The 15192-nt window shown below is 52.4% G+C and carries 12 protein-coding genes; 3 read left to right on the top strand and 9 right to left on the bottom strand.

Features of this window, described 5'->3' with window-relative positions:
- Nucleotides 1–17 precede the first annotated feature (17 nt).
- The 6 genes from wecC to trxA all read right to left on the bottom strand — a co-directional run bounded on the left by wecC (nucleotide 18) and on the right by trxA (nucleotide 6788).
- Nucleotides 18–1277: a UDP-N-acetyl-D-mannosamine dehydrogenase gene (gene wecC, locus C1N64_RS03595; protein ID WP_054634728.1), complete on the bottom strand. Its 1260-nt coding sequence runs from the start codon at nucleotides 1275–1277 to the stop codon at nucleotides 18–20.
- Complete coding sequence (wecB, locus tag C1N64_RS03590) at nucleotides 1274–2404, bottom strand: non-hydrolyzing UDP-N-acetylglucosamine 2-epimerase (protein WP_033737347.1); 1131 nt, start codon at nucleotides 2402–2404, stop codon at nucleotides 1274–1276. The genes wecC and wecB overlap by 4 nt, the downstream gene beginning before the upstream one ends.
- Before the next feature lie 10 nt (nucleotides 2405–2414).
- The gene (gene wzzE / locus C1N64_RS03585) at nucleotides 2415–3464 is read right to left on the bottom strand and encodes an ECA polysaccharide chain length modulation protein (protein WP_054634796.1); all 1050 of its coding nucleotides are present in this window, start codon (nucleotides 3462–3464) and stop codon (nucleotides 2415–2417) included.
- A gap of 26 nt (nucleotides 3465–3490) precedes the next feature.
- Complete coding sequence (gene wecA, locus C1N64_RS03580; protein WP_394515257.1) at nucleotides 3491–4576, bottom strand: UDP-N-acetylglucosamine--undecaprenyl-phosphate N-acetylglucosaminephosphotransferase; 1086 nt, start codon at nucleotides 4574–4576, stop codon at nucleotides 3491–3493.
- 278 nt (nucleotides 4577–4854) lie between these two features.
- Nucleotides 4855–6114, bottom strand: coding sequence for a transcription termination factor Rho (rho, locus tag C1N64_RS03575; RefSeq protein ID WP_006121431.1), 1260 nt, complete (start codon nucleotides 6112–6114; stop codon nucleotides 4855–4857).
- 341 nt (nucleotides 6115–6455) lie between these two features.
- Nucleotides 6456–6788, bottom strand: a complete 333-nt coding sequence (gene trxA, locus C1N64_RS03570; protein WP_006121430.1) for a thioredoxin TrxA — start codon at nucleotides 6786–6788, stop codon at nucleotides 6456–6458.
- Nucleotides 6789–6905: 117 nt separating this feature from the next.
- Between trxA and rhlB the strand changes: the two genes are divergently transcribed.
- Together rhlB and gppA are read left to right on the top strand one after the other, a co-directional pair.
- Nucleotides 6906–8198 carry an ATP-dependent RNA helicase RhlB gene (gene rhlB, locus C1N64_RS03565; protein WP_033737345.1) on the top strand — a complete coding sequence of 431 codons (1293 nt, stop codon included), beginning with the start codon at nucleotides 6906–6908 and terminating at the stop codon, nucleotides 8196–8198.
- Nucleotides 8199–8205: 7 nt separating this feature from the next.
- Nucleotides 8206–9690 carry a guanosine-5'-triphosphate,3'-diphosphate diphosphatase gene (gppA, locus tag C1N64_RS03560; protein WP_006121428.1) on the top strand — a complete coding sequence of 495 codons (1485 nt, stop codon included), beginning with the start codon at nucleotides 8206–8208 and terminating at the stop codon, nucleotides 9688–9690.
- Nucleotides 9691–9718: 28 nt separating this feature from the next.
- On the opposite strand, the gene rep is transcribed toward gppA, so the two are convergent.
- A complete protein-coding gene (rep, locus tag C1N64_RS03555; RefSeq protein ID WP_033737343.1) occupies nucleotides 9719–11740 on the bottom strand; it encodes a DNA helicase Rep in 2022 nt (673 codons plus the stop codon).
- Nucleotides 11741–11881: 141 nt separating this feature from the next.
- Between rep and ppiC the strand changes: the two genes are divergently transcribed.
- Complete coding sequence (gene ppiC / locus C1N64_RS03550) at nucleotides 11882–12163, top strand: peptidylprolyl isomerase PpiC (RefSeq protein ID WP_006121426.1); 282 nt, start codon at nucleotides 11882–11884, stop codon at nucleotides 12161–12163.
- Here ppiC and C1N64_RS03545 read toward each other — a convergent pair whose 3' ends face one another.
- Both C1N64_RS03545 and pdeH read right to left on the bottom strand, forming a co-directional pair.
- The gene (locus tag C1N64_RS03545; protein WP_394515256.1) at nucleotides 12164–14224 is read right to left on the bottom strand and encodes an AsmA family protein; all 2061 of its coding nucleotides are present in this window, start codon (nucleotides 14222–14224) and stop codon (nucleotides 12164–12166) included. It lies immediately after the preceding gene.
- A 63-nt stretch (nucleotides 14225–14287) separates the two neighbouring features.
- Nucleotides 14288–15061 (bottom strand): cyclic-guanylate-specific phosphodiesterase, encoded by a 774-nt coding sequence (pdeH, locus tag C1N64_RS03540; RefSeq protein WP_033737337.1) that lies wholly within the window; start codon nucleotides 15059–15061, stop codon nucleotides 14288–14290.
- Nucleotides 15062–15192 lie beyond the last annotated feature (131 nt).

The raw sequence follows: 15192 nt of genomic DNA, 5'->3' as shown, positions 1-15192 counted from the left end.
TTAATCAGCGTCTGTTTTCAGCGCCAGACACCTTTCGTATCAACGACCCATTGCTGGGTCACGTGCGCCGCATCAATGGCGCGGAACGCCTGATGATCGACCAGCATCACCAGAATATCGGCCTGTTGCAGCGCCTGCTCTGTTGACACCAGCGTGGCCTGCGCTTCCAGACGTTCGGGAATCTGCTCAATATGCGGTTCAGTCACCCAGGTACGGCCCTGATGCCAGTCTGCAATCAAATGGGCGACTTCCATCGCCGGGCTTTCACGCAGGTCATCAATATTTGGCTTAAACGCCAGGCCAAAACAGGCAATCGTCAGATCGCTGGCGCGCTTATCGGTTTGCGTCAGACAGTCTGCCAGTGCTTTTTTTACCTGCTCCAGTACCCAGTGTGGCTTGGCATCATTCACTTCGCGGGCGGTACGGATCAGTCGCGCTAAGTCAGGGTTCTGCGCCACGATAAACCAGGGGTCGACGGCAATGCAGTGTCCGCCTACGCCGGGACCGGGTTGCAAAATATTCACACGAGGATGACGGTTTGCCAGCGCAATAAGCTCCCAGACATTAATCTGCTGCTCAGCACAGATCAGGGACAGCTCATTGGCAAACGCAATGTTTACGTCCCGGAAGCTGTTTTCGGTCAGCTTGCACATTTCGGCGGTACGGGCATGAGTTTCCACGCACTCGCCCTGGAGAAAAATACGATATAACGCGCTGGCACGGGCAGAACAGGCTGGCGTCATGCCGCCAATAACACGATCGTTTTTAATCAGCTCAACCATGATCTGGCCGGGCAAAACACGCTCAGGGCAGTAGGCAATAAAAACGTCCGGTTCATCGCCCTGCTGGGGGAAACGTAAATCAGGCCGCTCGGCAGCCAGCCACTCCGCCATCTGCTCGGTACTGCCTACCGGAGACGTCGACTCCAGAATCACCAGATCGCCTTTTTTCAAAACCGGTGCGATGGATATTGCGGCCGCCTGCACAAAACGTAAGTCGGGCTGGCGATCGGCCTGGAAAGGCGTAGGGACGGCAATCAAAAAGGCGTCCGCCGCTTCCGGTTGCGTGGTGGCACGTAAATCGCCACGCGCAACGGCTGCCTGCACCACCTGTTCCAGATCGGGTTCGACGATATGAATGGCACCGCGGTTGATGGTGTCAACAGCCCGGGCATTGATATCAACGCCCACCACTTTTTTTCCCTTTGAGGCAAAAACGGCTGCGGTAGGCAGCCCAATGTAACCCAGTCCAATGACGGAAATGGTTTCAAAACTCATAAGTTGGCTCTGTTATCTTTTAAGGCTTGTAAGATTCGCCCGCAGGCATTGCCATCCCCATAGGGATTATGGGCGCGGCTCATGGTCTGCCAGGCCTCGTCGTCATTCAGTAATGCGCTGACTTCGGCAACAATCTTCGCCGTATCCGTTCCCACCAGCTTTACTGTTCCCGCGTCAACCGCCTCTGGCCGTTCCGTGGTTTCACGCATCACCAAAACGGGTTTACCCAGTGAAGGCGCTTCTTCCTGAATTCCGCCAGAATCGGTGAGAATGAGCCAGGCACGATTCATGAGCCAGACAAACGGCAGATACTCCTGCGGCTCAATCAGTACTATGTTCTTGATGTCGCGCAGAATGCGGTTAACGGGCTCATGGACATTCGGGTTGAGATGCACAGGATAAACGATCTGCGCCTCAGGGTGCTGACGCGCAATTTCGGCTAAAGCGCTACAAATACGCTCAAACCCCCCGCCAAAACTTTCCCGCCGATGGCCCGTTACCAGTACCAGCTTTTTGTTTTCATCCAGAAACGGATAACGTGCAGCCAGTTGCGCATTAATGGCGTTATCATCCAGTACCCGATCGCGCACCCACAGCAGGGCATCAATCACCGTATTGCCGGTAATCACAATGCTGTCATCGGGCAGATTTTCATCCAGCAGGTTCTGTCGGGAACGGGAGGTTGGCGTGAAATGCAGCCGTGCCAGATGGCCTGTCAGTTTACGATTGCCCTCTTCAGGCCACGGCGATGCCAGATCGCCTGTCCTTAAACCCGCTTCAACATGGCCGACAGGTATTTGTTGATAGAACGCAGCCAGACTGGCCGCCAGCGTGGTTGTGGTGTCACCGTGAACCAGAACAATGTCGGGTTTGAAATCGAGAAGGACGGTGTGCATGCCTTGCAGGATACGGCAGGTTATTTCCGTTAATCCTTGTTCAGGCCGCATAATATTGAGGTCGTAGTCAGGTTGAAGCTGAAATAAGCTCAGCACCTGATCGAGCATTTCACGGTGCTGTGCGGTTACACACAGCCGTGATTCAAAAGCCGGATCCTGTGCCAGGGCCTGAACGAGTGGTGCCATCTTAATGGCTTCAGGTCGGGTGCCAAAAACTGTCAGAACTTTCACACTGTTTCTCTCAATCTTGTGTATCTGACATGGGTCGCCGACGACGTGCCAGTGCCACACCGGCGCCAACCAGTGCCCCTACCGCGCCCCACATCACCATCATAAATACCCGGCGTGGGCTGTCACGTGACACCGGCTCTTCCGGTGTACGTAAATAACGGTAGGTCTGAAATTTATTGGTTAACGCAGGTCCTGCATCCAGTGTCGTCAGCATCGCTTTATTTTGATCGTAGCTTATATCAAAGCTCGGTCCCGTCGCACGCAGGGTGTCGAGTTGCCCCTGCAATAGCGGCTGACCGATTAAAAACAGGTCGCTGTCAGCAAGACTCTCACTGACTTCATTCGTCTGTTTTTCAGTAATTCCTTTTTGGCTGGCCACCTTCAGCGCCTGTTCCAGACGATGAATGCGACGCTGGAAGACGGCATTCGCCATAGCTTCCTGACGCCTGACCTGTGCCTGAAGTTGCGCATCTCGTGCCTGCCACGCACCTTTTAGCTCCGCGTTGAGATGACGTGCTGCGCGCTCACTGGCATAGGCAATGTACTGACGCAACAGGTTGTTGGCATCGCTCGCCGTTTCCGCTTTCAGTTTGACGCTGTCGAACGTGTTACGCGCGGTATCCGCTGGCGTAAACTGGATATTATCAATTAGCTCATCTAACAGGACCGCATCATTGTGCGCATTGCCGCTTTTCCGGCTTTTGTAATAGTCGGTTTGCAGCCAGAACTCGCGACGAGTATCCCAGGAGGAAAGCTGCACCAGAAACTCCTGATAAACCTCATCCATCGCGTTGGGAGACGCGCTGGTTAACGTCACGGCGTCATTGCGTACATCCAGGTTATTGAGAAACTGCTGCTGTGAATAGTACGAGCCCAGCATATTCACCGTTGGACGCCCTGTAATCGCCGTTGTGCTCCATACCTGTTTCATCAGCAGCGTCGCCAGCCAGGCTGCCACTGCAAACAGCACTGCGCAACCGACTATCCAGTGCTTTCCGCGCCACAAGCGGCAGCACAGGCCGCGAATATCCAGTTCGTTCTCCACAACGTTTGCAGGCATCACAGCGTCATCCTTTTTAAGACTCATCAGGGTTCATTTTTCCTGGCATTTCTAAAATTATTCAGGCGGCGTTTAAAGCGTCTGATTTTTCTTGCCACGCGCCATGCGTGCTTCAAACAATAGCCGTAACCCATGAAGGCAATCAGAAACAGAATTAACATCACCCATTCAGGTATAAAGGCAAGGTATTCTCCCAGTACGCCAATACCTGCAAGAAGTGCCGCAGCGGAAGTAATCAGGACGAAAGCCTGACGGGAAGTAAAACCGGCCCGCATAATTAAATGGTGAATATGCTGACGATCGGCAGAAAAGGGGCTCATTCCCTTGCTTAAACGACGATACATGATGGCTACCATATCCATTAAAGGAATGGCGATTAGCCACAATGCCGTAACAGGTGTAATAGGATGACTCAGGCCCTGAGTCGTTTCGAGCAAAATCCATATGATGGTGAAGCCAATCATAGTGCTGCCCGCATCCCCCATAAAAACTTTGTAGCGCCGGCCCAGAAAACCGAGATTAAGAAAAACATAGGGTAATGTGGCGGCGATCATCGCGAAGCACCACATTGCGAGGCTGTGTTGGCCATCAAGGTAGAGAATAATTCCCATTGCCGCAAAGGTCACAATGGAAAGCCCCCCTAAAAGGCCATCGATGCCATCGACCATATTGAAAGCATTAATGGCTGCCCAGACAGCAAAAAGAGTGAGGACGTAACCAAACGGCCCGACAATCAATTCAACCGGGCCTATGATAAATCCGAGGCTCAGCAAATAGAGCTTGCCAAAAAACATCATCACTACAGCCACAATACCTTGTACTGTCGCGCGAATTTTTACGCTGATGTCGAACCTGTCATCCAGCGCCCCGACAAATACCAGTACGCCCGCGCAGGCCAGGTAAAGCATGGCGTGCGGCAGGTAATAATTAGTAATGTAAAAGGCGAAACAGATACCTGCATAAACGGATATGCCCCCCACCAGCGGTACTACTCCCTGGTGGCGCTTACGCATATTGGGCTTGTCAACCAGTCCAATTTTCTCGGCTGCATTACGAGCAAGGAAAAGAAACGCCAGGGAAAAGACAAAAACTAAACCAAGCTCAGTACTCATAGTGAGTAAATTCACGTTAAACGCTCTCAGCTATCATCCTGGATACACACAATACGCGAAAGAAGGCGCATATTACCGTCCCAGATTCCGAATTCGGCATTAAGCGGTGTACGGACGGTCAACCGTCCACCACTTTCACCGTCATTATTATTACGTCTGCCAGACCACAATCCTATAGCCCGTAAATGAAAAACGCCACGTCAGAACGTGGCGTCAGAGCTATTTTACGATCTTTTAAAGTAAAAAACGCCATCCTGCTCAGATGGCGCTTAAAAGGATCAAGAGCGCTTCATCATGTCGAAGAATTCATCGTTGGTTTTGGTCATGGCCAACTTGTTGATCAGGAACTCCATCGCGTCGATTTCGCCCATTGGGTGAATAATTTTACGCAGGATCCACATTTTCTGCAGTTCTTCCTGAGAGGTTAACAGCTCTTCTTTACGTGTACCGGAACGGTTGTAATCAATGGCCGGGAAGACGCGTTTTTCCGCAATCTTACGTGAGAGATGAAGCTCCATGTTACCGGTGCCTTTAAACTCTTCGTAAATCACTTCGTCCATTTTCGAACCGGTATCCACCAGCGCAGTCGCGATAATGGTCAGGCTGCCGCCCTCTTCCACGTTACGCGCCGCACCAAAGAAACGCTTAGGACGATGCAGGGCGTTAGCATCCACACCACCTGTCAGCACTTTACCGGAGGCCGGCACCACGGTGTTATAGGCACGGGCCAGACGCGTAATGGAGTCAAGAAGAATGATGACGTCTTTTTTATGCTCAACCAGGCGCTTAGCCTTTTCGATCACCATCTCTGCGACCTGAACGTGACGCGAAGCCGGCTCATCGAAGGTTGAGGCAATCACTTCGCCTTTGACCAGGCGTTGCATCTCTGTCACTTCTTCCGGACGCTCATCGATCAGCAACACCATCAGCACGCAGTCAGGATGGTTATAGGCAATGCTCTGTGCGATGTTCTGCAGCAGCATGGTTTTACCGGCTTTTGGCGGAGCAACAATCAGGCCACGCTGACCGCGGCCAATGGGCGACGCCAGGTCCAGTACGCGCGCCGTTAAGTCTTCGGTTGATCCATTACCGCGCTCCATACGCAGACGGCTGTTAGCGTGCAGCGGCGTAAGGTTTTCAAACAGAATTTTGTTGCGCGAGTTTTCAGGCTTGTCGTAGTTGACTTCATTAACTTTCAGCAGCGCAAAATAGCGTTCACCTTCTTTTGGTGGGCGAATTTTGCCGGCGATGGTGTCACCAGTGCGGAGGTTAAAGCGGCGAATTTGGCTGGGAGAAACGTAGATGTCATCAGGACCGGCGAGGTAGGAGCTGTCTCCAGAGCGGAGGAATCCAAATCCATCCTGCAATATCTCCAGCACACCATCACCGAAGATGTCCTCGCCGCTTTTCGCGTGCTGCTTCAGGATTGAGAAAATAATGTCCTGCTTGCGCATACGAGCCTGGTTTTCCAGCCCCATATTCTCGCCGAGGGTAATCAGCTCAGAAACCGGCGTATTTTTTAATTCGGTAAGATTCATAGTGATGGGTTCTTAAACTCGGGGTAATACTCGAAATGTTTGTCGTGAATGGTATGGCAGTTAATCCATGCCTGTTCTGTTAATGACTTTTCAACTCTTCTCAACGATCGTTGTCTTGAATGATGACTGGAAGCGAGGAGTCGGTCGATTTAAGTCAGAGTAGAGCTAGTCGTTAGATTGCTAAACCGCTGGTAGGTACAGTGCGACAGGGTTTAACAAGGGAAAACTTTGAATACTAACTACAAGGTATGATCATAGTGCAGTGAAAATAAGTTAGCACGCTTAAAAGCGAACGTCCAGCAGGAGGAAAAAATTTAACCACTGCCGAACGTTCAGCCCGCTTACGCCAGGTTGGCGTTCAGGAACTCTTTTAATTGACCTTTGGACAATGCGCCCACTTTCGTTGCAGCGACTTCACCGTTTTTAAACAGCAGCAGCGTCGGGATGCCACGAATGCCGTATTTCGGTGCGGTACCTGGGTTATCGTCAATATTCAGCTTAGCGATGGTCAGCTTGCCATCATACTCTTCTGCAACTTCATCAAGGATTGGGGCGATCATTTTACAAGGACCACACCATTCAGCCCAGAAATCTACCAGTATAACGCCGTCGGCTTTCAGCACGTCGGTGTCGAAACTGTCATCGGTCAGATGAACGATTTTATCGCTGCTCATGTTTTACTCCACAAGATTATGCCTGGCGAATTGGCGTAATATAAACCAATGTTGGTTGACTTTATTTCATCGGATACGCTTTCGTAAAGCGATAGTAAGCTGATATTCTACCACACTATGAGCAAAACACACTTAACTGAACAGAAGTTTTCCGACTTCGCCCTGCACCCACAGGTAGTGGAAGCCCTTGATAAAAAAGGGTTTCATAACTGCACGCCTATTCAGGCGTTAGCACTGCCATTTACGCTTTCAGGGCGTGATGTCGCAGGTCAGGCGCAAACCGGTACCGGCAAAACGATGGCGTTTTTAACGTCAACGTTTCATCATCTTCTTTCTCACCCTGCACCAGAGGGACGCCAGGTTAACCAACCACGCGCGTTAATTCTGGCACCTACGCGTGAACTTGCCGTGCAAATTCATGCGGATGCAGAACCGCTGGCGGCATCGACCGGCCTGAAACTAGGCCTGGCTTACGGTGGTGACGGCTATGACAAGCAGTTAAAAGTTCTGGAAAACGGTGTCGATATTCTGGTCGGCACCACGGGTCGCTTAATTGATTATGCGAAGCAGAATCACGTCAACCTCAGCGCCATACAGGTCATGGTGCTGGACGAAGCCGATCGCATGTTCGATCTCGGCTTTATTAAAGATATTCGCTGGTTGTTCCGCCGCATGCCACCCGCAACTCAACGCCTGAGCATGCTGTTTTCCGCCACGCTCTCGTATCGCGTGCGTGAACTGGCCTTTGAGCACATGAACAGCGCCGAATACGTTGAAGTCGAGCCGGAACAAAAAACGGGCCACCGCATTAAAGAAGAGCTTTTCTATCCTTCCAACGAAGAGAAAATGCGTTTGCTGCAAACGCTGGTGGAAGAAGAATGGCCCGATCGCGCGATTATTTTCGCCAATACGAAACATCGCTGTGAAGATATCTGGGGCCATCTGGCTGCGGACGGTCACCGTGTAGGCTTGCTGACCGGCGATGTGGCTCAGAAGAAGCGTTTACGCATTCTGGATGACTTTACCAAAGGTGACATCGATATCCTGGTGGCGACCGATGTTGCGGCACGTGGCCTGCATATTCCCGCAGTGACACATGTCTTTAACTACGATCTGCCTGATGACCGCGAGGACTACGTTCATCGCATTGGCCGTACAGGACGCGCAGGGGCAAGCGGCCACTCAATCAGCCTGGCATGCGAAGAGTACGCGTTAAATCTGCCGGGTATTGAAGAGTACATTGGTCACAGTATTCCGGTGAGCAAATACAACAGCGATGCGCTGTTAAGTGAACTCCCACCGCCGAAACGTCTGACGCGTAATCGTACAGGCAACGGTCAGCGTCGTGGCGGAAATAACGCCAGTCGTCGCGGTGCTCCACGTCATAACAACCGTAAACGTTCGGGTTAAGTTCACCATGCTAAGCGCATCGACACTCTATGCTGCGATTGATTTAGGATCTAACAGCTTCCACATGCTGGTAGTCAGCGAAGTGTCTGGCAGTATTCAGACTATCGCCAAAATCAAACGCAAGGTGCGCCTGGCTGCTGGCCTGGACAGCGCCAATCATTTGTCAGCTGAAGCGATGGCGCGGGGCTGGCAATGTTTGCGGCTTTTCTCGGAACAACTTCAGGATATTCCGCCTGACCAGATTCGGGTGGTGGCGACGGCTACGCTGCGTATTGCAGCAAATGCACAGGTCTTTCTGGATAAGGCTCAACAGATTCTGGGCTGCGCCGTCAATGTGATTAGCGGTGAAGAAGAAGCCCGTCTGATTTATCAAGGCGTGGCGCACACCACCGGCGGCTCCGATCAACGTCTGGTTGTCGATATCGGCGGCGGCAGTACCGAGTTAGCCACCGGTGACGGCTCCCATGCCAGCGTGCTGTTTAGTTTGCAGATGGGCTGTGTCACCTGGCTGGAACGCTTCTTTGGCGATCGTCACCTGGCGCAGGAAAATTTTGACCAGGCAGAACAGGCCGCCAAAGCCATGCTGCAGCCCATTTCGGCAGAACTGCGCAAACAGAGCTGGCAGGTTTGCGTCGGTGCATCCGGCACCGTGCAGGCGTTACAGGAAATCATGGTGGCACAGGGCATGGATGAGCGCATCACCCTGAGCAAACTCCAGCAGTTAAAGCAGCGCGCTATTCAATGTGGCAAGCTGGAAGAGCTTGAAATCGAAGGACTGACGCTGGAACGTGCGCTTGTGTTCCCCAGTGGGCTCTCAATCCTGATCGCCATTTTTCAGGAACTCAATATCGACAGCATGACGCTGGCCGGTGGTGCACTGCGCGAAGGGCTGGTGTACGGAATGCTGCACTTACCTGTTGATCGTGATATTCGCAGCCGTACGCTGCAAAATGTTCAGCGCAGGTTCAACATCGATGTGTGCCAGGCCGATCGGGTACGTCAGCTGGCTGAAAGTTTTTTTCGCCAGGTCAGCGTGGTCTGGAAACTGGATCAGCGCTGTCGGGAATTACTGCTGAGCGCCTGTGCTATCCATGAAATCGGGCTGAGCGTCGATTTCCGTCAGGCACCTCAGCATGCTGCCTACCTGGTTCGCCATCTTGATCTGCCGGGTTTTACGCCCGCGCAAAAAAAGCTGATCGCCTGCTTACTGCAAAACCAAAGCGGCAGCATCGATCTTGCGTTACTGACCCAACAAAATGCCGTACCGCCGCGTCTGGCAGAGCGCCTGTGTCGCCTGCTGCGCCTGTCGATTATCTTTTCCAGTCGCCGTCGCGATGACACCCTGCCTGCCGTACGTATGCAGGCCGATGATGAAGCGCTGAATGTCACATTGCCGGCGGGCTGGCTGGATGTACATCCGCTTCGGGCGGAACTGCTTGAACAGGAAAGTCATTACCAGTCCTATGTACACTGGCAGTTATCGCTGACCTGAGTACTTGCGGTTACGCCCGATCGGCGCATTAACCCTTTTTCGCCTTTTCCAGCATCGCCCGTAATCCGGCCACCCGACTCTGGCCGGTTTTCATTCGCTCTTCAGCACTGACCACCTTACGCTCGGTTTCCCACACCACATCATCCTGCGGCAGCTCCAGCAAAAAGCGGCTGGGCTCGGGGCGAACCAGTTCACCGTACTGACGGCGCTCACGGCATAAGGTAAACGTCAGCTCTTTCTGCGCACGGGTGATACCGACATAGGCCAGACGGCGCTCTTCTTCAACGTTATTTTCATCAATACTGCTCTGATGCGGGAGCAATCCTTCTTCCATGCCAACCAGGAAAACATAGGGGAATTCCAGCCCTTTAGACGCATGCAACGTCATCAGCTGCACCTGGTCTGACTCGTCGTCACTTTCGCCGCGCTCCATCATGTCGCGCAACGTAAACCGCGTGACGACCTGGGCCAGCGTCATCGGCTCATCCAGATCGCTCCCTTCCAGCATTTCCGTCATCCATTGAAACAGCGTATTGACGTTTTTCATGCGCATTTCAGCGGCTTTAGGGCTACCGGAGGTTTCAAACAGCCAGCTTTCATAATCGATGCCGCGAATCAAATCACGGACAGCGTTCACGGGTTCCCGCTCACTGAGCTGGATAATCTCATTGAGCCAGTGAGTGAAGCGCTGCAGATGCTCAAGACCGCGGCCGGTCAGGGTCTGCCCCAGTCCCACATCGAAGCTGGCGTTAAAAAGACTTTTACTGCGGATAGTGGCCCATTCACCCAGTTTTTGCAGCGTCGCCGGGCCAATTTCACGCCGGGGAGTATTCACAATCCGTAAAAAGGCGCTGTCATCGTCGGGGTTAGTGAGTACGCGTAAATACGCTAACAGATCTTTTATTTCTGGCCGTGAGAAAAAGGAGGTGCCACCTGAAATCCGGTAAGGGATACGGTTCTGCATCAAGAATTTTTCGAATACCCGGGACTGGTGATTCCCCCGGTACAGAATGGCGTAATCTTTATACTGCGTTTTATTGATAAAGTGATGAGCAATCAGTTCACCCGTTACCCGCTCGGCTTCGTGTTCTTCACTGTTTGCGCTCAGCACTTTCAGTTCACTACCGATACCCAGTTCAGAAAACAGGCGCTTCTCGAACACATGCGGATTGTTGGCAATCAGGATATTGGCAGCTTTAAGGATACGCTGTGAAGATCGGTAATTCTGCTCAAGCTTCACCACTTCCAGCGTCGGGAAATCCTCATTCAGCAGGACCAGATTTTGCGGCCGCGCTCCGCGCCAGGAATAGATCGACTGATCGTCATCGCCAACGACAGTAAAACGCGCTCTGGCACCCACCAGCAATTTAACCAGTTCGTACTGGCTGGTATTGGTATCCTGATATTCATCGACCAGCAGATAGCGAATACGTTGCTGCCAGCGCTCGCGCACTTCCTGATTACGCTGTAGCAGAAGGGTCGGCAACAAGATCAGGTCGTCAAAATCCAGCACATTACAGGCTTTAAGGTGCTGATCATACAGGGCATAGCAGTGCGCGAAAACGTTATCGCGCTCCGAACGGGCTAATGCCGCCGCCTTGGGCGGATCAACCAAATCATTTTTCCAGTTGGAAAGGGTGGAAATCAACTGCTGCAGTAAGGTCTTGTCCTCTTCCAGCCACTGGCTGGTCAGGTCTTTAAGCAGGGCCAGTTGATCCTGGTCGTCGAACAGGGAAAAGTTAGACTTCATTCCCAGCGCCGCATATTCGCGCTTAATAATCTCCAGTCCCAGGGTATGGAATGTCGAGATCATCAGGCCGCGCGCCTCCTTACGCCCCAGCGTTTGCGCGACGCGCTCTTTCATTTCACGTGAGGCTTTATTCGTGAACGTCACGGCCGCAATGTGGCGCGCCTGGTAACCGCACTCCCGAATCAGATGTGCGATCTTATTGGTGATAACGCGGGTTTTACCCGAGCCAGCCCCCGCCAGCACCAGACAGGGACCGGTGACAAATTCGACGGCACGTTGTTGGCTGGAGTTTAAACGCATAGGGAATCGCTCTGTTGGAATAAGATACCCGCTTCGCCTCACACGCGTGCCAACGGCATGAACGCGGTGCCGTTAACGTCTCTGCGATTTGAAAAGACGGGTTTATAATGGAGGGCAATTATACACAACAGAGACACCATCATGGCGAAAACTGCCGCGGCTTTACATATTCTGGTGAAACAGGAGGCAGAGGCGAAAGTCTTGCTGGAGAAGCTGAAAAAAGGGGAGAATTTCCAGCAGCTTGCTAAAAAACACTCCATCTGCCCTTCAGGCCGAAACGGCGGCGATCTGGGTGAATTCCGGCGGGGAAAGATGGTAGCTGCATTTGATAAAGCGGCCTTCACCTGCCCACTGTTACAACCCTTTGGGCCGGTGAAAACCGCGTTTGGTTATCACATCATCAAAGTGCTCTATCGCAACTGATTATTTTTTGCTTTTCATCTGCTGCAATACCCGGCTGCACTGATTTTCATCATTATCGCTGGGAGAAATCAGTGCCAGTAAGGCCGCCGCCGGTGCTACCACGGCACCCAAGGCAACGGCTGCCGCACCACGCGCCACTAGTGGCCCGGTCTTCACACCGGCATCCGGATTTTTAAACGTACCACGGACGTACAGCGGTGAGCGCAGGGTCACGATACGAATGCCTTTACTCTCTGGATTCACAGACAGGTCCAGACGTTCAGTGGCGAAATTCGCATTTCCCGTCACGTTGATGACCGCATTTTCCGTATCGAACACAAACAGGTTTGGCGTGGCCAGACCGTTTTGCAATTTCAGATCCGTTGCCGCACAGTTGATGCGCACCTCATCATCACCGAACAGCTTACCAACCAGATAGTTACCGACATTTAATCCGGCAATCTCCATCAGGTTGCGGCTAATCAGTCCGTCGTTCATTAGCAGCTTGAGTTGGCCGTTACTGGTTGCGAGCAGGTCAGCCACAGAATTGCCCGTGCCCGTCAAGCTGGCATCACCGTTAAGCTGTCCCAGACTGTTTTGCATTGCCTGTACATTGGGAAACAACTGGCGCAGGCGAAGTTTACGCGCATGAATATCCGCGCGGCCTCGCATGGGAGAGCGATCGCCTTCTAAACGAATAGTGCTGTTCAGGTTGCCCCCGGCCATGCCAAAACGCAGCGGATCGAGCAGTAGATTACCGTTATCAAGCTGCAAATGCGTGTAAAGATCGCTTAACGGCAAGGAATTACTGTGTTCGATACGTTTACCACTGAACTTCACGTCAGCATCCATCACCGACCAGTTTTTCGTATCGAATTGATCATGAGGCAAAACACGATCGGCAGGCTGTGTCGATTTTTCGCCGCGCTTTGCCTTAGCCTGTTGCGTTTTCTCACTGCCTTTGCCGGAGTCAACGCCAATAAGCGGCCCCAAATCTGCCATACGCAATTGGTCAGAGCGCAGTTCCCCTATCAGTTTAGGGCGAGGTTTGCCCTGGCTGTAGGTCAGGGAGCCATGAATATCGCTATCGCCAATGTGCCCATTGAATGCCTGATAGCGGAAAACAGACCCGTCTTTACCAGTGAATTTAGCAATAAGGCGACCATCTGTTTCATAGGGCGGCGTATCCGGTAATAACACGCCCGTCAGGCCATACAGATTCGCCAGCGTGTCGCCAGAAAAACGCAAACGCACATCCAGTCCGCCCAGATTTAACGGATCCTGCACACCGCCAGAAAGCTGTACCCGTGTAGTACCGTTACGGACATCCGCCTGCACCGGGAACGGTGTCGTCTGGCTTCGCAGTGATAACATGCCGCCGAGCTTACCCTGGCCCGTGAGTTTTTCATTGTTATAGCGCCCTTCGGCCTGCCAGCCGAAAACAAAGTCGCCCGCCCCTTTTTGGCTGTCGTCTCCACCCGCGATTTGCGCGAAAGGCACAGGTTTGCCAAGCGAATTGAGTTTTACAGTGACATCAGCCTTGTTAACCGCATCGCGATAAAGCAGGGTTCCCTGATCGAACAGAATATTGTCCAGCCGAAATGACCAGGCGGAAGGCGGCGCATTGTCGTCTTTGCTGTCACTCTCAGCGAGCGTAAACGTCCAGTTGTTTTTCTTGTCGGCGGTTTGAATCAACCGGGCATCCGGCTGCTGTAGCTTTATCCAGGGGATAAAGACTTGTTTGTGCAGCAGTGCCAGCGGCGCAAGCGTTGCGTCGACGCGCTGGAGATGAATCATAGTGACATCGGGAATATCAGGCGGATTGCCCAGCATGATGTCTTCGGCATGCAGATGCGGCCAGGGGATAAAACTGCGCCATCCCGGTTCGTCGCGTTGTCGTTGCCACGCGATACCCAAATCACCACGAATGGCAAAAGGTCGGTTCAGTTCTGCTGAGACTTTTTTGTTGATGGTCGGCTTCAGGCGATTCCAGTCGAATGTGGCAATGACAATGACCACGACGACGATCACCAGGACTAAAATTCCCGCTATCCAACTGACTATTTTTCCAGCGCGTGACATTAGGCATCCTCCCTGCTCTTTCACGGTCTCCGTTAAAGATAGTCGAGAGCGAGCCGGAAGGGATCAATCAAGCTGGACAGGCAGGTACGCCAGTTCCGAAAAAGGGGCGGGGCGTGAGAAAAAATATCCCTGCGCCGCAATGGCCGGAGAGGCTTTTACCTGCTCCCATTCATCCTGCGTTTCCACGCCTTCAACAATAACGCCGTTACAGTAGCGGTTAATCAGCGACAACAGCATAGGAAAGAGTGTTCGCCCTTCCCCCGATGCACACAACAAAATAAACAATTCGCGCGACAACTTGATGTAGTCGTATTTCAGCTCCGTCAGGGCAGAAAAATTTGCCATCCCTGAGCCGAAATCATCCAGCCAGAGCGGCCCCAACTCCGGCATTTGCGCCACCATCTCTTCCTGAGGCAAAACGTGGTGCTCGGTCAGTTCAAAGCGCACCCAGGGCAATCGGGTGATAAGGCTGCGAATCGGCAGATGGTGTTGTATTAATGACAGAGAGGGGCCGTCAATATTGACTGATGCCATGACCTCATTATCGGCAAAGAAAGCTTCCCACTGGCTGAGCAACGTTAACTGCTCCTGCACAACGTCAAGGCGCTCTGCTATCTCCAGCTCAGCAAAATACGCTTCCGGGGAAAGTTTTTTTTCAGGTTCAGACGGATGCATGACCGCCGTCAGCAACTCAATCGCCAACAGCCGCCCAGAGACTTTGTAGATAGGCTGAAAGGTATACTGGCGTTGACACTGTCGCCAGAAGAGGCGCTTTTTCTGCTGGGGAGTGATGTCAACTGAAGAAGGTAGCCATTGACTAATATTCTCCATAACCATGGTCTTTTCCTGGTTGATAGTAAGCGCCTTCATTTGGGCGGCTTAGCGGCAATTATCGTTTGTATTTCGATACATAGTGAAAATCTGGCCACATAGGAGCCACGAGTCTACGCGAGTTTTGACACGACAAT

Source organism: Pantoea sp. SGAir0215, from assembly GCF_043543215.1.
This window is presented reverse-complemented; position numbering and strand designations above follow the sequence as displayed.